The sequence below is a fragment of the Bradyrhizobium sp. P5_C12 genome, from assembly GCF_054049735.1.
In genome coordinates this window covers 94959-116561 of record NZ_JBFULU010000015.1, presented here as the reverse complement: position 1 = coordinate 116561, position 21603 = coordinate 94959, and the positions used below count along the sequence as shown (strand labels likewise).

The 21603-nt window shown below is 64.6% G+C and carries 22 protein-coding genes; 13 read left to right on the top strand and 9 right to left on the bottom strand.

The annotated features are described in order from the left end of the window. The first annotated feature begins 41 nt into the window (after nt 1–41). The 4 genes from ACXJMY_RS16200 to ACXJMY_RS16185 all read left to right on the top strand — a co-directional run bounded on the left by ACXJMY_RS16200 (nt 42) and on the right by ACXJMY_RS16185 (nt 4505). The gene (locus ACXJMY_RS16200; RefSeq protein WP_456620328.1) at nt 42–1085 is read left to right on the top strand and encodes a C-terminal binding protein; all 1044 of its coding nucleotides are present in this window, start codon (nt 42–44) and stop codon (nt 1083–1085) included. A gap of 85 nt (nt 1086–1170) precedes the next feature. Continuing rightward, complete coding sequence (locus ACXJMY_RS16195; RefSeq protein WP_456620327.1) at nt 1171–2523, top strand: ABC transporter substrate-binding protein; 1353 nt, start codon at nt 1171–1173, stop codon at nt 2521–2523. 136 nt (nt 2524–2659) lie between these two features. Further along, nucleotides 2660–3616 carry a carbohydrate ABC transporter permease gene (locus ACXJMY_RS16190; RefSeq protein ID WP_456620326.1) on the top strand — a complete coding sequence of 319 codons (957 nt, stop codon included), beginning with the start codon at nt 2660–2662 and terminating at the stop codon, nt 3614–3616. Then, nucleotides 3609–4505 carry a carbohydrate ABC transporter permease gene (locus ACXJMY_RS16185; protein WP_456620325.1) on the top strand — a complete coding sequence of 299 codons (897 nt, stop codon included), beginning with the start codon at nt 3609–3611 and terminating at the stop codon, nt 4503–4505. The genes ACXJMY_RS16190 and ACXJMY_RS16185 overlap by 8 nt, the downstream gene beginning before the upstream one ends. 6 nt (nt 4506–4511) lie before the next feature. Here the strand turns inward: ACXJMY_RS16185 and ACXJMY_RS16180 are convergent, their stop codons facing one another. After that, the gene (locus ACXJMY_RS16180; RefSeq protein WP_456620324.1) at nt 4512–5405 is read right to left on the bottom strand and encodes a LysR family transcriptional regulator; all 894 of its coding nucleotides are present in this window, start codon (nt 5403–5405) and stop codon (nt 4512–4514) included. 202 nt (nt 5406–5607) lie between these two features. Between ACXJMY_RS16180 and ACXJMY_RS16175 the strand changes: the two genes are divergently transcribed. From ACXJMY_RS16175 to ACXJMY_RS16155, 5 genes are all read left to right on the top strand, one after another. Further along, nucleotides 5608–6579 (top strand): MBL fold metallo-hydrolase, encoded by a 972-nt coding sequence (locus ACXJMY_RS16175; RefSeq protein ID WP_456620364.1) that lies wholly within the window; start codon nt 5608–5610, stop codon nt 6577–6579. 51 nt (nt 6580–6630) lie between these two features. After that, nucleotides 6631–7632, top strand: coding sequence for an alpha/beta fold hydrolase (locus tag ACXJMY_RS16170; protein WP_456620323.1), 1002 nt, complete (start codon nt 6631–6633; stop codon nt 7630–7632). Nucleotides 7633–7652: 20 nt separating this feature from the next. Next, a complete protein-coding gene (locus ACXJMY_RS16165) occupies nt 7653–8117 on the top strand; it encodes a DUF6130 family protein (protein ID WP_456620322.1) in 465 nt (154 codons plus the stop codon). A 144-nt stretch (nt 8118–8261) separates the two neighbouring features. Continuing rightward, complete coding sequence (locus tag ACXJMY_RS16160; RefSeq protein WP_456620321.1) at nt 8262–8444, top strand: hypothetical protein; 183 nt, start codon at nt 8262–8264, stop codon at nt 8442–8444. Nucleotides 8445–8571: 127 nt separating this feature from the next. After that, a complete protein-coding gene (locus tag ACXJMY_RS16155) occupies nt 8572–9927 on the top strand; it encodes an esterase-like activity of phytase family protein (RefSeq protein ID WP_456620320.1) in 1356 nt (451 codons plus the stop codon). Between the two features lie 172 nt (nt 9928–10099). Here the strand turns inward: ACXJMY_RS16155 and ACXJMY_RS16150 are convergent, their stop codons facing one another. From ACXJMY_RS16150 to ACXJMY_RS16125, 6 genes are all read right to left on the bottom strand, one after another. Beyond that, nucleotides 10100–10930, bottom strand: a complete 831-nt coding sequence (locus ACXJMY_RS16150) for a TonB family protein (protein ID WP_456620319.1) — start codon at nt 10928–10930, stop codon at nt 10100–10102. After that, entirely contained in the window at nt 10930–11379 is a 450-nt protein-coding gene (exbD, locus tag ACXJMY_RS16145; protein WP_456620318.1) for a TonB system transport protein ExbD, read from the bottom strand. The genes ACXJMY_RS16150 and exbD overlap by 1 nt, the downstream gene beginning before the upstream one ends. A 3-nt stretch (nt 11380–11382) precedes the next feature. Next, complete coding sequence (gene exbB, locus ACXJMY_RS16140) at nt 11383–12159, bottom strand: tonB-system energizer ExbB (protein WP_456620317.1); 777 nt, start codon at nt 12157–12159, stop codon at nt 11383–11385. A gap of 26 nt (nt 12160–12185) precedes the next feature. Further along, nucleotides 12186–12689: a heme utilization cystosolic carrier protein HutX gene (gene hutX / locus ACXJMY_RS16135; RefSeq protein ID WP_456620316.1), complete on the bottom strand. Its 504-nt coding sequence runs from the start codon at nt 12687–12689 to the stop codon at nt 12186–12188. Between the two features lie 26 nt (nt 12690–12715). After that, nucleotides 12716–13048, bottom strand: a complete 333-nt coding sequence (locus tag ACXJMY_RS16130; protein ID WP_456620315.1) for an antibiotic biosynthesis monooxygenase family protein — start codon at nt 13046–13048, stop codon at nt 12716–12718. Nucleotides 13049–13144: 96 nt separating this feature from the next. Further along, nucleotides 13145–15490, bottom strand: a complete 2346-nt coding sequence (locus tag ACXJMY_RS16125) for a TonB-dependent hemoglobin/transferrin/lactoferrin family receptor (protein ID WP_456620314.1) — start codon at nt 15488–15490, stop codon at nt 13145–13147. A gap of 261 nt (nt 15491–15751) precedes the next feature. On the opposite strand from ACXJMY_RS16125, the gene ACXJMY_RS16120 reads away from it, so the two are divergent. The 4 genes from ACXJMY_RS16120 to ACXJMY_RS16105 are packed head-to-tail and all read left to right on the top strand — an operon-like array spanning nt 15752 to nt 18827. Then, on the top strand, nt 15752–15958 hold the full coding sequence (locus ACXJMY_RS16120; RefSeq protein WP_456620363.1) for a hemin uptake protein HemP: 207 nt from the start codon (nt 15752–15754) through the stop codon (nt 15956–15958). Between the two features lie 6 nt (nt 15959–15964). After that, nucleotides 15965–16921, top strand: a complete 957-nt coding sequence (locus ACXJMY_RS16115) for a heme/hemin ABC transporter substrate-binding protein (RefSeq protein ID WP_456620313.1) — start codon at nt 15965–15967, stop codon at nt 16919–16921. Next, entirely contained in the window at nt 16918–18006 is a 1089-nt protein-coding gene (locus ACXJMY_RS16110) for a FecCD family ABC transporter permease (protein ID WP_456620312.1), read from the top strand. The genes ACXJMY_RS16115 and ACXJMY_RS16110 overlap by 4 nt, the downstream gene beginning before the upstream one ends. Then, nucleotides 18003–18827 carry a heme ABC transporter ATP-binding protein gene (locus ACXJMY_RS16105; protein WP_456620311.1) on the top strand — a complete coding sequence of 275 codons (825 nt, stop codon included), beginning with the start codon at nt 18003–18005 and terminating at the stop codon, nt 18825–18827. Before ACXJMY_RS16110 ends, ACXJMY_RS16105 begins: the two co-directional genes overlap by 4 nt. A 193-nt stretch (nt 18828–19020) precedes the next feature. Here ACXJMY_RS16105 and ACXJMY_RS16100 read toward each other — a convergent pair whose 3' ends face one another. Beyond that, nucleotides 19021–20694: a mucoidy inhibitor MuiA family protein gene (locus tag ACXJMY_RS16100; protein WP_456620310.1), complete on the bottom strand. Its 1674-nt coding sequence runs from the start codon at nt 20692–20694 to the stop codon at nt 19021–19023. Between the two features lie 173 nt (nt 20695–20867). Beyond that, complete coding sequence (locus ACXJMY_RS16095; protein WP_456620309.1) at nt 20868–21488, bottom strand: response regulator transcription factor; 621 nt, start codon at nt 21486–21488, stop codon at nt 20868–20870. Nucleotides 21489–21603 lie beyond the last annotated feature (115 nt).

The following is a 21603-nucleotide window of genomic DNA, read 5'->3' as shown; positions in this document are numbered from 1 at the left end:
GGGCCGCAACAAGAACCGACAAACCAAATCGGGAGCAGGACATGCCGAAATACAGGGTGGTGACGCCGAAGGGCGCGAGCTTCACGGTCGCGGGCAGCGACTATTCCTACGAGCGTGAGGCGCTCGATCCGATCGATGCCGAGATCGTCGAGGCGCCCGCCAACGAGGCCGAGTTCATCGCGGCAGCGAAGACCGCCGACGCCATCTACGCCAAGGGCATCCCGATCACCAAGACCATCATCGACGCGTTGGAGAGCTGCAAGGTGATTACGCTCGGCTCGGTCGGCGTCGACAGCGTCGACGTCAAGGCCGCGACCGCACGCGGCATTCCCGTCACCAACATCCCCGACACCTTCATCGAGGAGGTCGCCGACCACGCCATGATGCTGCTGCTCGCCGGCTTCCGCCGCCTGGTCGAGCAGGACCGCATGGTGCGCAGCGGACGCTGGGCGGAGGGGCGGCCCGCGCTGTTGAAGATCCCGCGGCTGATGGGCCAGACCCTCGGCTTCATCTCGTTCGGCCGTGTCGCGCGTGCGGTCGCGAAGCGCGCGGCGCCCTTCGGCCTGCGCATGATGGCCTACGATCCCTTCATCCAGGAAACGCTGATGTACGACCACGGCGTCATCCCGGCGACGCTGAACGAGGTGCTGTCGCAATCCGACTTCGTCTCGATGCACGCGCCGGCCCGGCCGGAGGTGCACCACATGCTGACCGAGAAGCATTTTCGGCAGATGAAGAAGGGCTCGGTCTTCATCAATACCGGCCGCGGCGCCACGGTGGACGAGGAGAGCCTGATCAAGGCGCTGCAGGAGGGCTGGATCGCGCATGCGGCGCTCGACGTGCTGGAAAAGGAGCCGCCGTCGCACAACAATCCCCTGCTCGGCATGGAGAACGTCACCCTGACTGCCCATGTCGCTTCCGCCTCGGCACGGTTCGACGAAGCGCGCAAGCGCCGCGTGGGCTACGAATTGTCACTGGTGCTGCAGGGCATGTGGCCGGTAAGCTGCGTCAACCCGTCGGTGCTGCAAAGCACCGCGCTCCGCCGCTGGCAGCCCGTCAGCATGGACCGCGGGCCGAACAGCTAGGCGGCCGGCGCAAAACGCGCCGGAAACCGCAAAGGCCCTTCACCGGCGATCAACGCCGGGAAGGGAGACATCAAGGGAGGAACTGATGAGGAACGACATCACACGTCGTGATGCCTTGGCGCTGGGCCTGTCCGCTACGGCATTCGCCGCCACTGGTGCTGCAGCGCAAACTGCGGGATCGCAGATCAAGGCCGCCGACGTCGCGGCGCCCAAGCTCGCCATCGAGAAGGGCGCGAGCCTGCGCATGTTGCGGCCGGTGCGCTTCGTCCAGGCCGACGAGGACGTGTTCCGCGCCAACGCGGCAAGTTTCACCAAGGAGACCGGGGTCGACATCAAGGTCGACTTCGTCGGCTGGGAGGACATCAACCAGCAGACCGCGGTGACCTCGAACTCCGGCGCCGGCCCCGACATCATCATCGGCTTCTCCGACGCCCCGCACATCTATGTCGACAAGCTGATCGAGCTCACCGACGTCGCCGACTATCTCGGCAAGAAGTACGGCGGCTGGCAGAACCTCGCGAAGGCCTACGGCAAAAAGGCCAAGAGCGATACCTGGATCGGCCTCCCGTTCGGCGCCACCGCCGGTCCCCTGATCTACCGCAAGTCGGTCCTCAAATCCGTCGGATTCGACAAGGCGCCGGACGACCATGCCGGGTTCCTGGATCTCTGCAAGAAGCTGCAAAAAGCCGGCAAGCCCGCCGGCTTTGCGCTCGGCAATGCCGTCGGCGACGGCAACGGCTTTGCGGACTGGATGATGTGGTCGCACAACGCCGCGCTGCTGGATGAAGAAGGCAATGTCACCATCAACAGCAAGGAGACCATCGCGGCGCTGAACTACGTCAAGGAGCTCTATCCGACCTTCATCGCCGGCACACCGTCCTGGAACGACGTCAGCAACAACCGCGCCTATTCCTCGCAGGAAATCGCGCTGACGGCGAACGGCGTCTCGCTGTACTTCTCGCTGAAGAACGATCCGGCGACCGCCGCGATCGCCGAGGATTCCGAACACCAGTTGCTGCCGAAGGGTCTCGCACCGATCTCGCCGATGTCGGGACTGACGCTGAACGCCATGGTGTTCAAGCACAGCCCCTATCCCAATGCCGCGAAGGCCTTCCTGCAGTTCATGCTGGAGAAGGAGCAGTACGAGCCGTGGCTCAACGCCAACAGCGGCTACTGGTCGCAGCCGCTCGCCGCCTATGCCGATGCGGCGGTGTGGAAGGGCGATCCCAAGGTGGCGATCTTCAAGAACACCATGAACAGCAACTACTACGCCGGCTACAAGGGTCCGATCTCGACCGCCACCGGGGCTGTTCGCGCGGACTACGTGACGGTGCAGATGTTCGCCTCGGTCGCGACCGGCGCCGCGACGCCGGAGGCGGCGGCCGCGGAAGCGGAGCAGCGCTGCAAGCGGTACTTCCGGCGTCAGGCGGCCAAGTGACGCCGAAAGGCGCGGCCGTCATTGCGAGGGGCAAAGCGACGAAGCAATCCAGGCTGTAACAACGGAAACAGACTGGATTGCTTCGCTTCGCTCGCAATGACGGTGTGGTGACATTCAAAACAGGACAAGCGACCCAATGTCCGTGACCACACTCTCCTCTCCCGCCCTGGCGGTCCGGCAACCGGGCTGGATCGTGCGGCTGTTCGACTACAAGCCGTTCCTGATCGTGATGTGCCTCGCGCCCGCGCTCGGGCTGCTCGCGGTCTTCCTCACCTATCCGCTCGGCCTCGGCATCTGGCTCGCCTTCACCGACACCACGATCGGCCGGCGCGGCGTCTTCGTCGGCCTGGAGAATTTCCAGTACCTGCTCACCGACCCCCTGTGGTGGAACGCGGTGTTCTACAGCGTGTTCTACACCGGCGTCGCGACCTTCGGAAAATTCGCGCTCGGCTTCTGGCTCGCGCTGCTGCTCAACAACCATTTCCCGTTCAAGAGCCTGCTCCGCGCCATCGTGCTGCTGCCCTGGATCGTGCCGACGGTGCTCTCGGCGCTGGCATTCTGGTGGATCTACGATCCGCAGTTCTCGATCATCTCCTACCTGCTGGTCGACGTGCTGCACTGGCGGTCGACCAATATCGACTTTCTCGGCTCGCCCTGGCCGGCGCGCTTCTCGCTGATCGTCGCCAATATCTGGCGCGGCATTCCCTTTGTCGCGATCTCGCTGCTGGCGGGCCTTCAGACCATCTCGCCGTCGCTCTACGAGGCCGCGATGCTCGACGGCGCCAGCGCCTGGCAGCGCTTCCGCTACATCACCTTCCCGATGATGATGCCGATCCTCGCCATCGTCATGACGTTCTCGATCATCTTCACCTTCACCGACTTCCAGCTGGTCTACGCCATCACCCGTGGCGGCCCCGTGAACTCGACCCATTTGCTGGCGACGCTGGCGTTCCAGCGCGGCATCGCCGGCGGCGAGCTCGGCGAAGGCGCCGCGATCGCGGTGTCGATGATCCCGTTCCTGGTGTTCGCGACGCTGTTCTCCTATTTCGGCCTGGCGCGCCGCAAATGGCAGCAGGGAGAGAGCAATGACTGATACCGCCGCGCAACCGGCCGCCGTCGCCACCACACCGCCGGACACCATGGCCTGGGATTCCGGGCTGCGGCGGCTGATGATGATCTACCTGCCGCTCGGCTGCTTCGTGCTGATCCTGCTGTTTCCGTTCTACTGGATGGCGATCACGTCGTTCAAGCCGAACGCAGAGCTGATGAATTTTAGGGAACACAACCCGTTCTGGATCACCTCGCCGACGCTCGCCCACATCAAGCATCTGCTGTTCGACACCGCCTATCCGCGCTGGCTGAAGACGACGATGCTGGTTGCGATCGGCTCGACCACGCTGTCGCTGATCGCGAGCACGCTCGCGGCCTACGCCATCGAGCGCTTGCGCTTCCGCGGCAGTCCCTATGTGGGCCTCGGCATCTATCTCGCCTATTTGGTGCCGCCGTCGATCCTGTTCATTCCGCTCGCCACGGTCGTGGTGCAGTTCGGCCTGTTCGACAGCCCGATGGCGCTGATCCTGGTCTATCCGACCTTCCTGGTGCCGTTCTGCACCTGGCTGCTGATCGGCTATTTCAAGTCGATCCCGTACGAGCTGGAAGAATGCGCGCTGGTCGACGGCGCCACAAGGCTCCAGATCCTGCGGCGGATCACGCTGCCGCTGGCGGTGCCCGGCCTGATCTCGGCCGGCATCTTCTCCTTCACGCTGTCCTGGAACGAATTCATCTACGCGCTCGCCTTCATCCAGAGCGGCGCCAACAAGACCGTGCCGGTCGCGATCCTGACCGAGCTCGTCACCGGCGACGTCTACCAATGGGGCGCGCTGATGGCGGGATCGCTGCTCGGCTCGCTGCCGGTTGCGATCTTCTACTCGCTGTTCGTGGATTACTACGTGTCCTCACTCACCGGCGCGGTCAAGGAATAGCAAGAGCTAAGCCAGCCGTGCCTTGAGGCGCGGCGTGACCCAGCTGAGAAAGGCGCGGAGCTTGAGTGGCACGGGCTTGCGCTCCGCATAGACGATATGCACCGGCCACGGTTCCTGCTCGAATTTTTCCAGCATGAGAACGAGTTTCCCCGCGCGCCGCGCGGTCTCCATCTTGTAGGACATCACCCGCGCGATGCCGGCACCCGCAACCGCGGCCTCGACCGCCGCCTCGGAGTCGCTCACCGTCAACCGCGATCGTATCGGGGTCGCAACTTCGCGGCCGCCTATGACGAACTTCCAGTTACGCTGAGCCGCGACGCTGTCGATGCTGATACAGTCGTGAGCTGCAAGATCGGCGGGCGCACTTGGCCGCCCGTGTTTGGCGAGATATGTGGGGCTCGCACAGAGCGCGAACCGGACCGAGCCGACCCGGGTCGCTATCAGGTTGCTGTCGGGGAGATTGCCGATCCGAATCGAAATATCGATGTTCTCCTCGACGGTGTTGACGATGCGGTCGGTCAGGACGAGCCGCAACGCGATCTCGGGATAGGCCTCCATGAATTCGAGCGCAATCGGCAGGAGGTGCATGTGCCCCAGTCCCCACGGCGAAGTGACTGCGAGATCGCCCTTGGGCGCCCTGTACTCGCCGGAGACCTCCCGTTCGGCGTCGTCCACCTGCTCGATGATGCGCTTACAGGCCTCGATATAGGATCGCCCGGCATCGGTCAGTGTCACCTGACGTGACGATCGCTGAAACAACTGGGCTTTCAGTCGCGCCTCAAGCTCGGCGACTTTGCGGCTGACGGTCGCGACCGGCGTCTTAAGACGCCGCGAGGCAGCCGAAAAGCTTCCTGTCTCGGTGACCGCGATGATCACCGACATCGCCTCCAAGCGGTCCATCAGACCTGTCTTTCCAGATATTGAGAAGTTGGTTCTCGACCATACCGGCTGCTCCATTCCGCAGCAATCAGCTACGTCGGAAACGATCTGGGGCCTTGGGTGGGGCCTTGGGAATGCGACGGTTGGATGGTTGCCTGAAAAACGATCAATCGACGCGCCGCCCGGTTTGCATACCGTCGACCGACTGACAACCGAGGACGCCATGGGATTGGACACGAGAGATTTGCTGTCGCGCCGTCACTTTTGCCTCTGCTGCCTGGCCGGCACGGCAATCGGGGCGAGCAACGGCTGGCTTTCGCCGCGCCAGGCCTATGCCGAAGCGCGAGGCCTCGTCAGCCTGATCAAGGACAGTGCTGCGACATCCCCGATCGTCACGCACAAGCTCCGAAGCAACATTGCGGTGCTGGAAGGCTCCGGCGGCAACATTGCCGTCCTCACCGGGCCTGACGGCAAGCTGCTGATCGACGCGGGCATCCGCGTCTCGCGTACCCAACTCACCAGGGCGCTGTCCGATCTCGGCAACGCCCCTGTCACCCATCTCGTCAATACTCACTGGCATTTCGATCACGCCGACGGCAACGAATGGCTCAATTCCGCCGGCGCCAGGATCATCGCGCAGGAAAACACCCGAAAGCACCTCCTCGGCGTTCAGCGCGTCGAGGACTGGGACTACAACTTCCTTCCGCTCGGCCCCGGCGGAATTCCCAGCGAGACATTCTCCGGCAGCCACGAGCTCCGGCTCAACGGAGCCTCGATCGGCCTGAAGTACTACGGGCCCGCGCACACCGACAGCGACATCTCCGTTACCTTCGCAGAAGCCAACGTCGTTCATGTCGGCGACACCTTCTGGAACGGCATCTACCCATTCATCGACTATTCGACCGGCGGCAGCATTGACGGGATGATCGCGGCATCGGACGCCAATCTCGCCGCGACCGACGCGGATACGATCATCATTCCCGGTCATGGCCAGCCGGTCAGCAACAAAAACGAGCTTCAGGCCTTCCGCGACATGCTTGTCGCGATCCGCGACAACGTCGCCCGGCTGAAGGCACAAGGACGAACGCGGGACGAAAGCGTCGCCGCCAAACCGACGGCGGCCTTCGACGCGAAATGGGGGCAGTTCGTGATCGATCCCGGCTTCTTCACCAGACTGGTCTACCAGGGTGTTTGAAAAGCGAACGGCTGACGTTCGTGAACCATCTGTTTTGACAGGAAAATCGACATGAGCATCGCAGACATCGCGCCCCCGACAACCCGCATCGACCGTCGCCGCGTCGTTCTCGGACTATCCGGAATGACTGTAGCCGCTGCTCCGTCGAGTGCATCAGCCAAGCCGCAACGGGACGCGCAGGGCACCAGCTATCCGGTCGTCTACCATCGAACCAAGACCGTCGATGGGATCAAGATATTCTATCGCGAAGCGGGTCCGAAGGACGCACCGGTGGTGGTGCTGCTGCACGGCTTCCCGACCTCCTCGCACATGTTTCGCAACCTGATCCCGGCCCTGGCCGACCGCTACCACGTGATCGCTCCCGACTATCCCGGCTACGGCCAGAGCGACATGCCGCCGCGCGCGACGTTCAAGTACACGTTCGACCGCTTCGGTGAGCTCGTCGACGGCCTGCTCGGTCAGCTCGGCGTCACCCGCTATGCGATGTATGTGATGGACTACGGCGCTCCCGTGGGCTGGCGCCTGGCGCTCAAGCATCCCGAGCGGATCAGCGGCCTGATCGTGCAGAACGGCAATGCCTATGACGAAGGGCTGAAGGAATTCTGGAATCCGATCAAGCAATACTGGGCCGACGGGTCCGAGACGAGCCGGCAGGCGTTGATGAAGCTGGTCACGCTGGAGACGACGAAATTCCAGTACACCGATGGCATGTCCGACGTGAGCCGTATTTCGCCTGACAACTGGCTCCAAGATCAGGCGCTGCTCGACCGTCCCGGCAACAGCGAAATCCAGATGGACCTGTTCTACGACTATCGGACCAATCTGCCGCTGTATCCCGCAGTGCAGGCCTACTTCCGCAAGCACAAGCCCCCGACACTGATCGTCTGGGGCAAGAACGATTTCATCTTCCCCGCCGACGGCGCCCATCCCTACAAGCGCGACCTGCCGCAGGTGGAATTTCACCTCATCAACACCGGCCATTTCGCGCTTGAGGACAAGTTCGACGAAATGGTTCCCCTGATCCGCGACTTCCTCGCCCGCAAGATCGCCTGATCATTTCGGAAGGAACGGACATGTATGCCACCCTCGACTGCATGGCCGTTCTGGCGGTCTCCACATTGTTTGCAGCGGCTGCCGTCGCCCAAACCGCCAGGGACGTGCGTGGCCCCTCCCCGCTGGTCGCGATCGAGAACGAGGCGCCCGCCCGGCTGATCGTCGATCCGCCGCTTGCCGACCAATTGGCGCGGGGCCTCGTCTTCATCCAGTACGCAACGGAAAACCTGCGTATCGTGCCGGTATTCGGCAAGGGCGCGCTCGACGTATCGCCGCGTATCGGCCACGTTCATGTCACGGTCGACGACGCGCCGTGGCATTTTGTCGATGCCAGTGGCGAGACCGTAATCGTGGTCGGACTGAATCCAGGCCCGCACAAGGTGCTATTCGAGTTGGCCGATCCCACGCACCGCGTGATCGATAGCAAGATGGTCAGCTTCGAGATTCCGCAGCATCCAAACCCGGCGCCCGCACCGGCGCGGTAAGAGTGGGAGGAATTCAAGCATGTGAGGTGACCGATCGGCGCGCGCGAAGCGCCCCCAAATCGCGTTTTCGGACGTCTTTACACCTGACGGTCTGCTGCGTAGGCTCCAGAGCATTGTTGTTTTTTATTTTCTGGAGCATTTGACATGAAGACATTGGCCTTGATCGTCGCCGCTGTTCTATTGCTCGTCCCTGCCGCATCCAGCGTGCAGGCTCAGACCGGAAGCTCGACCGCGACCAAAAAGAGCAGCAAGCCGCCACAGGCGAAAAATCTGCCCCGATGCAGCCGCGCAATGCAGATGGCCGGCAAACCGTGTTACGGCGGATAACGCGCAGCGACGGGTGAACAAAGCCCCGGGCATCGCGCCGGGGCTTTGCCTGCGGCCTTTGGCCCGGGTTCACAAAACTGCAATGTGCGATCCGCATAAGGCGTGCTTCCGCTAACAGGAGACGCACATGCGCGCGACCTTTCTTGCCTCCGTCGCAACGATCATTCTCACCGCGAGCACGGCGCTCGCCGAGAACGAGGGCGAATTCCCGGCCAAGCTCGCAGGCCACGTGGTGATGCCGGCCGAGTCGTTCATCGACGCCCCGGCGGATGCGCCCGCCGATCTCAAGACCTCCGGCAAATACACCACCGGCAAGCGCGTCGACGCGCTCGGCACCGTGATGGGCAAGTCCTTTGAGCGTTCGACCGGCGTCTCGCTGCCGTTCAAGGGCCAGCCGCTCCAGGGCCATTCCGGCATCAAGACGATGCCCGACGGCACCTTCTGGGTCATCACCGACAACGGCATGGGCGCGCGCGCCAACTCGCCGGACTCGATGCTGTATCTCAACCGCTACAAGATGGATTGGGCGAGCGGCAAGATCGAGCGCCAGGAGACCGTCTTCCTGCACGATCCGGACAAGAAGGTGCCGTTCCGCATCGTCCATGAAGACACGCAGAAGCGTTACCTCACCGGCTCCGATTTCGACACCGAAGGTTTCCAGATCATCGGCGACACCTTCTGGATCGGCGACGAGTTCGGCCCCTACATCCTGAAGGCCGACAAATCAGGCAAGATCCTCGGCGTGTTCGAGACGGTCGCCGACGGCAAGCCGGTGCGCTCGCCCGACAACTGGGCGGTGGCGACCCCGGGCGCGCCGGGCGCGACCTACACCAACGTCAACCTGCGCCGCTCCAAGGGCTTTGAGGGCTTTGCCTCGTCGAAGGACGGCAAATTCCTCTACGGACTGCTCGAGGGTCCGCTGTGGGATGCCGACAAGAAGGACTGGGAGAAGGTCGACGGCAAGGAGGCCTCCCGCATCCTCGAATTCGACGTCGCCGCGGAAAAGTTCACCGGCCGCTACTGGCAGTATGTGTTCGAGCAGAACGGCAACGCCATCGGCGACTTCAACATGATCGATCCGAGCAGCGGCCTCATCATCGAACGCGACAACGGCGAAGGCACCGCCGACAAGGCCTGTCCGCAGGGCACCCGCGGCGACAATTGCTTCCCCGACATCGCCAAGTTCAAGCGCGTCTACAAGATCGAGCTGACCGACGCCAATGTCGGCAAGCCCGTGCGCAAGATCGGCTATATCGACCTCATGAAGATCCGCGACCCCGACAAGAAGGCGCGGAAACCGCTCAATGACGGCGTCTACACCTTCCCGTTCTTCACCATCGAGAACGTCGACCGGGTCGACGACACCCACATCATCGTCGGCAACGACAACAATCTGCCGTTCTCGTCCAGCCGCGATCCCAACAAGGCCGACGACGACGAGTTCATGCTGCTCGAGGTCGCGGACTTCCTGAAGGCGAAGTAGGCTGACGCTCTCTCCTCTCCCTCTCCCCGTTCTTACGGGGAGAGGGTTGGGGTGAGGGGCTCTATCCACGAAAACGGTGACAGTTGGACTCGCGGAGAGTCCCCCTCACCCGGATCGCATCTTGCGATGCGATCCGACCTCTCCCCGCAAGCGGGGCGAGGTGAAGAGCCCCCTACCTCACCGTAAACTCCACCGGAATCGTGAAGCTCATCGCGCCGTTGGTGATCTCGGGCGGGATCGGCGGAAACGGCTGCGCCTGGCGGATCATGGACATGGCCTGGGCATCGAAGGCGGCGACGCCCGACGAGCCGCCGAGACGGCTGGACGTCACCTGCCCGCTCCGGCTCAGCGTAAAGCTCAGCCGCGCGACGCCGCGCTGACCGCCGCCACCGGACGGATATTGGTGGAAGCGCATCAAATGCGCGCGGACGCGCTGATTATAGGACGCGATCACTGAAGCCACCGCACCTGCGCTCATGGCGGAAGCCATCGGCGCCTCGCGCTCGGCGCGCGACGGCGCGCTGGTGCGCGGCGCGGGCGTCGCTTCCGACGGCTTCTTGGCCTCACGGCGAACCAGTTTCGGCTTCGCAGGCAAGGGCTTTTCGACCGGCACGATCTTCGCAGCCTCGGGCCTGGCCGGTGCCGGCTCCGGCCTCTGCTCCGGCGGCGCGACGACCTCCGGCTTCTCCTGCGGCGGCGTCGGCGCGATGGTGTCCTCGACGACTTGCTGCTGCACGGGCTCCGGCGGCGAGGCGTCGGCCTCCTGCATCAGCGGTCCCGGCGCGACGTTGTCCTGGGTCGGTTGCGGCGCCGAGGTCACGGGTGACATGTCCACCATGATCGCGGGCAGGCTGACGCCCTGTTCCGGCTGTGACCTGAGCCAGCTCATCGCAAGCAGCGCGGCGGCAATATGCAACGCCACGATCATCGCCGCCGACACGCCCCAGCGTATGCCCTCGCGCTCGCCAAGCGGTTCGTGCAGGGCAAAGGCGTTCGCGGCCATCAGCTACGTCCGTCGAGGCCGACCAGCGCGACCTTGAGATAACCGGCATTGCGCAAGGTGTTCATCACCTCCATCAGATCGCCGTAGGAGACCGCCTTGTCGGCGCGCAGATAGATGCGCTCGTCCTTGCGGCCCTTGGTGGCGGCGTCGAGCGATGTGGCAAGCGCGTCGCGGGCGACGACGTCCTCGCCCACGGCGATCGAGAGGTCCGGCTTCACGGTGACGAAGACCGGCTTGTCCGGCCGCGGCGCCGGCTCGGCGGCAGTCGCCGGCAGCTCGACGCCGATATCGACGGTGGCGAGCGGGGCCGCCACCATGAAGATGATCAGGAGCACCAGCATCACGTCGATGAACGGCGTGACGTTGATCTCGTGCGTGACGTCGAGATCGCCGGGGTCGCCGCGCGACCTGAGCCCCGATAGCGAGCGTCCGCCGAGCTTCGCGGCCATGGCCTACTCCGCCGCCCGCGCCAGGCGGAAATCGCGATGGTCACGCTGGCGGCTCACCAGCAGCATGAGCTGCGCCGAGGCGTCGCCGAGCAGCGCGCGGTAGTTGGTGATGCCGCGGACGAGGTGATTGTAGATCACCACCGCCGGGATCGCGGCGACGAGGCCGAGCGCGGTGGCGAGCAGCGCCTCCGCGATGCCCGGCGCGACCACCGCGAGGCTCGTGGTGTGGCTCTCGGAGATGCCGATGAAGGAATTCATGATGCCCCAGACCGTGCCGAACAGGCCGACGAACGGCGCGGTGGCGCCGATGGTCGCGAGCACGCCGGTGCCGCGCGCGATCTGCCGCGACATCGCCGCCTCGACCCGCTCCAGCCGCAGCGCCACGCGCTCCTGGAGACCGTCGTCGAGGACGCCGCCGGAGAGCTCCGCCTCCCTGGCGCAGGACTGGATGAGCTGGGCGACCGCATCATGCGCATCGCCGGCCCGCTCTGCCGCCTCGGCGAGCTTCATGTTGCCTTCAAGCGCGCGCGTGCGCATCACAGCGAGCGCGCTCTTGCGGCGCAGCTCGATGGTCTTGGCGAGCCACACCGTCCACGTCACCAGCGAGGCGACGGCGAGCCCGATCATCACCGCTTTCACGACGATGTCCGCGCTGACGAACATGCCCCAGGGCGACAGATTGCGCGGCAACAGCGCCTCGTCGATCGCGAAGGCCGGGGCCGGCGCGAGCGCCAGCGCGATTGTTACGATCACGTGCCGAAGCCTGGAATTGCTTTGCATCCTGATCTCCCGACAGACAGAAGAAACTACGCCGCGATCCGGTCCGCGAGCTGACGGAACCGCACAAGCTGGTCGGCGCGCAACGCGCGGGCCTCGTCGCGACCGACGAAGACCTTGAACATGATGCCGCCGTCGGCATTGACGAAGGCGACGAAGGCCGAGGTCTTGCCCATGAACGGACGCTCGACGAAAGCCACGGCCGCACAGCGCTCGTGCCGGAGATGGCCGTGCAGTCCCTTCGGCTGCGTCAGGTTGAAGTAACCGCGGCCGATCTCGCCCGCGGGGATGCTGCCTGTGAACTCGAAGATCGCATCATCGGTGTGCACGATCAGCGTCACCTCGCCCCACTCTGCGATGTCCTGCATCGCGGCGGCGAAATGCTCGCCGGCGCCGATGCGGACCATGGACGGCGGCAGCGCCTCGATCACCGCGCGTGGCGAGACCTTGCGCTCGCGCGCAACGTCCTCGATCACCGCGCCGGGATTGTCGGCCATATGCGCCCTGAGATCGGCGAGATCGGTACTCGGCATGTCCGGCTCCTCTCGTGCTCGCCACCTCAGGCGGCTGCGGCCTTGCGCTCGCTCTGGATCACCTCAAAGCCCTCGAACTTGGGATGGCCGAGATAGAGGCTCTCGCCGGTCCTGTTGTCGGCGCGAGCGTGGGCGCGGCGGAATTCCTCCGAGCGCGTCCAGGCCTCGAACGCCGCCTTGTCGACCCAGGTGGTGTGCGACGAGTACAGCGTGTGGTCCTCGGCCTCGGGGCCCTTGAGCAGATGAAACTCGACGAAGCCCGGCATGGTGCCGAGATAGGATTCGCGGGTGGCCCAGACGGTCTCGAACGCGGTCTCCGCGCCCTTCTTCACCTGGAAGCGATTCATAGCGATGAACATAAAGTCTCTCCTTCTGATCAAGACGAAAACGCGCCGAAGCCGCGCTGGAGCATCAACGCGGCCCGGCGGAGATTAATGGTGTTGCGATGCCTGGGCTCACGCACCTCCAAAGTGGATCTTCAGGCCGGCCTTGTAGACCCTGCCCGGTCCCGGGCTCGACCAGAGCACGTCGTTCTGCGTGGTGCCGTCGGTTGAGCTGCCGGGAATGGCGTAAGGCCGGTAGTACTGGTTCAAGAGGTTGTCGATCGAGGCCGAAAACACGATGTCCTTGGTCGCGTTGTAGGTCAGGTAAAGATTGACCAGATCGTAACCGGTCGACGGGACGTAGCCGACAGGCACGTCGTTGTTGGGGCCGAAGGATGCCCACTGTGCCGACAGGATCAGGGTGCGGTCGAGCAGGCGGACACCACCGGTCGTGACGACCTTGGTGGGGGTGATGGTCGCGAGCCCGATATTGGTCGCCACGTTCTTGCCCTTGATGTAGTGACCGGCGACACCGACGAACCAGCCGCCGGCATCGTACATGGTCTCCGCCTCAAAGCCCTCGATCCGGGCATTGGCGATGTTCTGGTACTGGTAGTACTGGCTCGCCGGGCCGAACGGCGTCGCCACCAGCGGCGAGGCGACGAGGTCGATGTAGTCGCTGACGTCGTTGCGGAAGAGGTTGATCTTGCCGCGGAACGAGTCGGACGCTGAGAAGATGTTGTCATACTTCAAGTTGAAGCCGACTTCCTTGTTCTTGCCGACTTCGGGACGAAGGTTCGGGTTGGGCAGGAAGCAGAACAGGCCGCTGGTCCCATCAGGACAGGGGAAGAAAACCGGTCCGCCGCCGGTCGCATGCGCGCCGGAGATCACCGTCTCCGTGATCGACGGCGCACGATAACCCTCGGCATAGCTGACATAGGGCTGGAAGCCCGCCACCGGAGTAACGCCGAGGGTGATCTTCGGCGAGAAGCGATCGCCACCGGCGTGCGTATTGCCAGAGTCCAGGTCGTAGCGGTCGTAGCGGATCGCACTCACCGCCTCGAACCATGTGCTGTAGTTCTGCTTCAACTGGAGGAAGCCGCCTGACACCGTACGGATGCCGCTTGGCGTAGTGATGTTGGAGTTGCCGCGACTGTCGGTGGTCTTCACATCGTCCTGGAACGCATCGACGCCCCAGGTGACCGCGTTGCGCCAGTCGCCGACATTGAAGCGCGTGGTGTTGTTGGCATCGAAGCCGACCGTATCCAGTACATAGCCGCGCTTGTCGCCGACGCAGCCCGAAACGTTGTTTCCGAAGCCGCCGTTGCAAAAAACCGAGGTGGTCGTGCCGTAGTGATAAGTCTTGGTCTGATCGTTGTCGGTGCGGTTACCGTAGACCGACATGTGCCAGTCGAACAAATTGTCGCTCGGCAGCGAGTAGTTCCAGGTGATGGTGCCGGTGTAGTTCTTGGCATCGGATGCGTAGACCGACGAACCGCGATTCAGCGCAATCAACGCCTGGCTCGTCGTCGGACCGCGATTGAACTGGCCGATATCGTACTGATAGTCCTGGAAGACCGCGCCGAACTTGACCTCGTGACCGATCGCGGGGCGCACCGTGAGCTTCATCAGCCCGGCCTCGACCTGGTTGCCGGTGTTGCCAATCTCGGTGCCGTTTCCGTCCTTGTAATTGCCTTGCGTGCGGTAGACCGCGCCGCCAAAGATATCGACGTCGGGGGTGGCGCGCACGCCGCCGAATACCGAGCCGAGGCCGCGATTGGTGTTGGAGCCATAGGAGCCGGAGAGATCAACGCCCCAGCGCTCGCCGGGCCGCAACACGTCGTTGATGTCCTTGGTCCGGAACGAGACGACGCCGCCGATCGCGCCGGAGCCATAGATATTGGCGGTCGGACCGCGCACGATGTCGACGCCGCCGATCAGCTCGGGATCGAGGAAGAAGGAGCCGTTGGCGTTGTGACCGGTACGCTGATAGTTCTGCCGCGCACCGTCGACGACTACCGCGACGCGGCCGAAATCCTGCAAGCCGCGAATGTTGATGACGGTCGCAGGATCGTCGCCGCGCTCCTGGAACGACACGCCGGGCACGGCGTAGAAGATATCAGACAGCCGGTTCGGCTGGAGACCCTGGATCTGGTCGAGCGTCACGGTGCTGACGGGCGCAAGCGCATCGATCGCGCGCTCCGGGGTTTTGGTTGCGGCGACCGTGATGGTGTCGAGCGTCTGTACGGGTGCGGTGCCGCCGGCCTGGGCGCGGGCGTTCATCGCCTCGGGTGTCGCCTGCTGCGCGACTTGCGGCTTGGCCGGCTTGCGCTTGGCCTGTTTCGGCCGTTCCGGCGACGCGTGCTCGGCTTGCGGCGATGCGGTCTGCGCAAGACCGCTCTCCGTCGCCAATGCCGCGATTGAAACCACCGACGCGCCCAAAATCAGGGCGCGCGAATACCTAGCCCCGTCAGCCATATCACCCCAGCCTGCACTTCACTTTWGTTTTGGAGTCTGTTGGCTGGCGTGCGTTCGCAACGCGAACGACTGGCTGGCTGATTTTTTCAAGACGCGGGCAAGTTCCCCCGCTGACATAATTGGTTACGTGGCAACAGTTCGACGGTCAATGACGTTAGGTTGCAGTTTATATCGATTGTAAATTGCCGCCGTTGGAATGCGCCTGTTGCCACCTATACAAGCAGGCAGCATCTGCAATTTCGAAAGCGCATCACACCAACAATGTCAGCAGCGTCCGAAGACAAATTCGGCGGCGTGGCGGGGCCGGCAGAAAGCCCTTCTGCAACAACGAGAACCTTGACCATGCGCGGGAGCCGGATCGACAGCCGCGAACTCTTCGCTGCCGAGCGCGAGATCATCATCGCGCATGGCGAGGAAACCTATCGCCTCCGCCTGACCTCGCAGAACAAGCTGCTCCTGACGAAGTAACCTGCAATGACATTTTGTCGCACCCTCACCCAACTCCTGCTCACCGGCACGATCGCATTCGCGTCCACTGCGCACGCCGCCGGCATCACCGTGCATGACGCCCGCAACCGCGACGTTGCCGTGGGCGATATCGCGCGCACGGTCTCGATCGGCGGCGCCATCACCGAGATCCTCTATGCGCTCGGGCTCGAGAGCCGCCTGGTCGGCGTCGACACCACGAGCCTCTATCCGGCGGCAGCGCTGCACGACAAACCCAATGTCGGCTACATGCGCCAGATTTCGGCCGAGGGCGTGCTCGGCCTCAACCCCACGCTGATCCTGGCGATCCAGGGGTCGGGCCCGCGCGAAACCATGGACATCCTGGAGACGGCGAAGGTGCCGCTGGTGCTGGTGCCCGAGACATTCTCCGAGGAAGGCCTGATCGAAAAGATCAGGCTGGTCGGCCACGCCATGGGCGTCGATGCGCGCGCCGAATGCCTGGCGACCGCAGTCGGCACCGATCTCGCGCAGCTCCGCGCACTGCGCGCCAAGGTGACGAAGCCGGTGCGCGTGATGTTCGTGATGTCGCTTGTGAACGGGCGAGCGATGGTCGCCGGTCACAAGACCGCCGCCGACGAGATCATCCAACTCGCAGGCGCCACCAACGCCGTCGACGACTACGATGGCTACAAGAACATCGGCGACGAGGCGATCGTGGCGGCCAAACCCGACGTCGTTCTGTCGATCGAGCGAAGCAAGGACACGCTCCAGGCCGACGCGATCTACACCCATCCCGGCTTTGCGCTGACGCCCGTCGCAGCCAACAAGGGCTTTATCACCATGGACGGGCTTTACCTGCTCGGCTTTGGACCGCGCACGGCCGCAGCAGCGCGAGATCTGTCCGTTAAGCTCTATCCGGCATTGGCCGACGGGGGCGGCGGCGCATTCACGTCGGCCTTGTCGGCGGCGAATTGCCGGCAATGAGCGTGGCGATCGGGACGGACGCGCGGCGACGCGCCGGCGCAGGGCGGCGCTCCGCATCGATCGCAATTCCGGTGCTCCTTGCGGCGCTCGCAGCGACCGCGATCATTGCGCTCACCGTCGGCGCAGCCGGCATTCCGCTCTCACGATTGCCCGCCGCGTTGGGGCTTGTCTCGGACGGCGCCGCGAATGCAGTGACGGCCCGCGACCAGCTCGTGTTGTGGTCGATCCGCATTCCGCGGATCGCGGCGACCGCGATGGTCGGCGGCCTGCTGGCAGCCGCCGGCGCGATCATGCAGGGGCTGTTTCGCAATTCCCTTGCCGACCCCGCACTCGTCGGCATCTCCAGCGGCGGCGCGCTCGCGGCCGCAAGCGCGATCGTCTTCACCGATTCGCGCTTCGGCCAGACGCTGCACTTCCTCCAGACCGAGCTGTTGCCGCTCGCGGCTTTCGCCGGATCGCTGACGGCGACCGCGATTCTCTACGGCATCTCCAGCCGTGCCGGGCGAACCTCGATCGCGATCTTCCTGCTCGCCGGTGTCGCCATCACCGCCATCGCCAATGCCGGCATCGGCCTGCTCGTGTTCATCGCCGACGACCGCCAGCTCCGCGACATTACGTTTTGGCTGCTCGGCTCGATGAGCGGTTCGACCTGGAGCAAAGCGGCGTTACTCGCGCCGGTTCTCGTACTCGGGCTTGCGGCCTGCGCCTTTATCGCGCGCGGCCTCGATCTGCTGGTACTCGGTGAAGCCGACGCCTTTCACGGCGGCGTCGACGTCGAACGCCTGAAGCGGATCTCGATCGTCATGGTCTCTGCGATGACCGGGGTCGCGGTGTCGATCAGCGGCGTCATCGGCTTCGCCGGCATCGTCGTGCCGCATCTGTTGCGCCTCGTCATCGGACCGACGCATCGCCTGCTGCTGCCGGCCTCGGTGCTGCTCGGCGCCATCCTGATGGTTGGCGCCGACACACTGGCGCGCACCATCGTGGCGCCGGCGGAGATGCCGATCGGGATCTTGACCGCCGCGGTCGGCGCGCCGTTCTTCCTGGGGATCCTGCTGCGGCAGCGCGGGCTCGGCTCGCTATGAGCGCCGTGATCGAAGCGCGGGCTTTAAGCAAACGCGCCGGCCGCGCGACGTTGCTCGATGGCGTCGGCCTTGCTGTCACAGCCGGCGAGATGGTCGCCATCATCGGCCCGAACGGCGCCGGCAAATCGACGCTGCTGCGGCTGCTGTCCGGCGATCTCCGCCCGAGCGAGGGAGAGGTGCGGCTGAAGCAGCGCGACATCCGCAGCTTCACGCCGCGCGAACTCGCCGCGCGCCGCGCGATGCTGTCCCAGCACATCAATGTCAGCTTTCCCTTCACCGTCGAGGAAATCGTGCTGATGGGCGCGGGCGATCGCAGCCTTCGCGATGCAGGCCCGCTTGTCGACGCCGCGCTGGACGAGGTTGGCCTTGCGCATTTTCGCGAACGGCAATTGCCGACGCTATCCGGCGGCGAACAGCAGCGTACTCATTTCGCCCGCGTGCTGGTGCAGCTCGCCTGCGGCGAGGCCGAGCACGGACCGGGACTGCTGCTGCTGGACGAGCCGACCTCGAGCCTCGATCTGCGCCACCAGATCGACCTGGTCGAAGCCGCCCGCCGCCGCGCGGCCGGTGGCACCGCTGTGATCGCGATCCTGCACGACCTCAATCTTGCGATCCGCTTTGCGGACCGGCTCGTCGTGCTGAACGGCGGCCGTCTCGCCGCCGACGGCCCGCGCACTGAGGTCGTCACACGCGAGACCATCCGCGACATCTTCGAGATCGACGCCGTCGTCCACCAGACCGACGACGGCGTGCCTTACGTGCTGCCGCAATCGATGCGGGCGGCGGGGCAAGCCGAACTGCCGCCGCGGCCAATTCTCTAGAGTGTAGTGACTTTGGGGCGATCGATGTAGCCGCAGACTGGCTGCACCTCTCCCGCTTGCGGGGGAGGTCGGCGCGAAGCGCCGGGTGGGGCTCTCTCCACACGGGGAGTGTCCCGGTGTGGAGAGAGCCCTCACCCCAGCCCTGTCCCGCAAGCGGGAGAGGGAGCGCACTTTCCTTCGCGGCGACTAAACTTCAACCCGCCGGCACGATCACCATGCTCTTGTCCTTCGGCCAGCGGATGCGCCAGGAGAACTTGATCTCCTTGATCTCGCCGGGTTTTGCGTCGAACGCCCATTCCAGCACGCCGCGCTTGTCGCGCAGATTGGTGGTCGTGGGCGGCGTGGTCGAGGACAGCATCTCGACGCCAATATCCTCGTTCTCGCTGACCGGAAGCTGATCCTCGAGCGCGATGCGGATCGGGAAGTCGTGCCCGTTGCGAACGACGGTGCGGAACGAACGCGTGTCGGTCTTGGAGGACGCGATCACGCCGGCCGTGCCTTCGTTCTGCCTGATGACGGTGCGCTCGATCTTGATCTTGTCGTCGGCACCGAAGCCAAGCCGGATCGCGTCGTTCCGCGCGGCGGTCGAGAATTTGCTGCGACCGACGAACGTGCCGTCGCGGAAGATCGCGACCTTACCGGGCAGCAGATTGGTATCCTCGGCAAGCTTGAATGACGCCTCGAGGTAAGCAGTTGGATCCACGACCGGGGCGGCGCGGATGGCGAGGTCGGGCGTCACCGTCATGGAGGAGATGAGCAGGCTCTTGGCGCCCTCATTGGCGCCGAGACTGACGCGGCCGCTGATCTGATACACGGCCTGGAAATCGCCGATCTCGGCGTTGGCCTGCTGTTCGTCCGCGCGCTCACGCAGCTCGGGCTCCGCCGCTTTCGCCATCGCCGGAGATTGCGCCTGCCGCGTCATCGGCTGCGCGGGCATCGCCATGTCCGACGCCGCGCCCAATGCCAGCGGCTTCGGCAGTTGCGGATACCTCACAGCCAGCGTGTTCAGCTCCGGCGCGCTACCGCCGCGGCCGATGCGGACGGTGGAGACGCCCAGCGTGACGTTCGACCAGTCCTCGCCGGTCGATTGCGTGATCTCGGCGCGGCGGACCAGCTCCAGCTGCGGCTTGCGGTCCTTGGCGCCGGTGTCGAGCCGGGCGTCGTAGAGCGGCAGCCAGCGCGCGTTGCGCACATTGTAAGTCACCCGCAACGTCGCCTTGGTCGCGGCGGGCGCGACAACGTCCATACGCACCTCGAGCTTTGTCGTCGGCTTAGCCTTGCGCTCGGCTTCAAGCTCGGCAATCTGCCGATCGATCTCGCGCACCTTGCGCGTCGCATCGCGGACGGCGGTGTTCGCGGCAGCGACCTCCTCACCGACTGCTGCGAAGGCCGCGCGCCATTCGGCGACCGGCCTCGCCTCTCCTTTGTCGCCGATCCCAGCGGGAGAGGCTTCTGCAAAGCGCTCCGCAAATTTTCGTCGCGCATTCAGCGCGTCGATCGCGTCTCCCAGGTCGGCGCGCTGGTCGTTCAGAGCCTGGATGCGCTTCTCCAGCTCGGGCAGGTTGACCGGCGCCGCGCGCGGCGTTCGCGCGTCGATCGTGCCGATGGTGAGCTTTGCGCTCCCCTCACCCTCCACCCGGATGGAGGAGCTATCGAGACCAAGCGGAAAATCCTTGGCAACCAGCGTCGAGTCGCCGGGCGGCAAGTCGACCGTGATGATACGGGTGACGGTGGCGCCGTCCGGATAAACCGTGACGGTGTCGATCGCCGAATTGGCGTCGAGATCAGCGGCCCATGACGGTGATGCCGCCGCCATGGTCACCAGAACCAGGCTCGTCGTTGCCAAACATCTTGCGGTGATGCGCATAAAGTCCCTCCTGCCGATATCGCCGCGCCGCCAGCCGGACGCGCGATCAAAATGCCTCGCCAACATGGTTGGACGCGGCAGCGAAGGAACTGGTTCGATTGGGGTTTCCGTGGGGCACCGCTGCGGCGGTACCAAGGCCGCGGAACGCATCGGCGCGCCGCGGCGGATCTGCCTCAGACCGGGCCGGGCGAACCCTGGCCGAAGATGCGCCGAAGCAGGTCGGTCACGTTCTTGGCGCCGGCCTTCTTCAGAATGCCGGCACGGTAGCCCTCGACCGTCCGTGCACTCAGATGCATGCGCCGGGCGATCTCCTTGTTGGTCAGGCCGGCGGCGAGATGCTCGAGCACGTCGCCTTCGCGCCCGGTCAGGGGTTCGCAGCCGGGCAGCCAGCGCTGCCGGTTCGAACCGGGCTGCGCGAACTCGTCGATCGCGGCATCGATCCGGTCGACGATGTCACGGGTGCGGAACGGCTTTTCGATGAAATCGGCCGCGCCGCTCTTGATGGCGTCGACCGCCATGGCGATGCTGCCGTTGGCCGAGGTCACCAGCACCGGCGCCATGCAGTTTTCCTCGCGCAGCCGCTTGAGCACGTCGAGGCCGGAGCGATCGGGCGGCATCTCCAGCAGCACGCAGGCCGGCATCCGCGCCTTTGCTTCCGACAGTAGAGACGCACCGTCGGCGAAGCAGATCACGTCATAGGCGCGCTGTTGAAGCGCCGTTGAAAGTTGTTCGCGGGAGGCGGCGTCAGTATCGATGACGAATACCTCACCCTTGGAAAGCATGTTCCCCGGCATAATCCCGATCCAGCAATGTCTTGGTCAAATGATCCGAGACGGAAGCGGGCCTCATCGCCCAGCCGCGCCGTCATGAGCACGGCATTCACGCCCGTGCTTCGGTTCTCCTTATGTA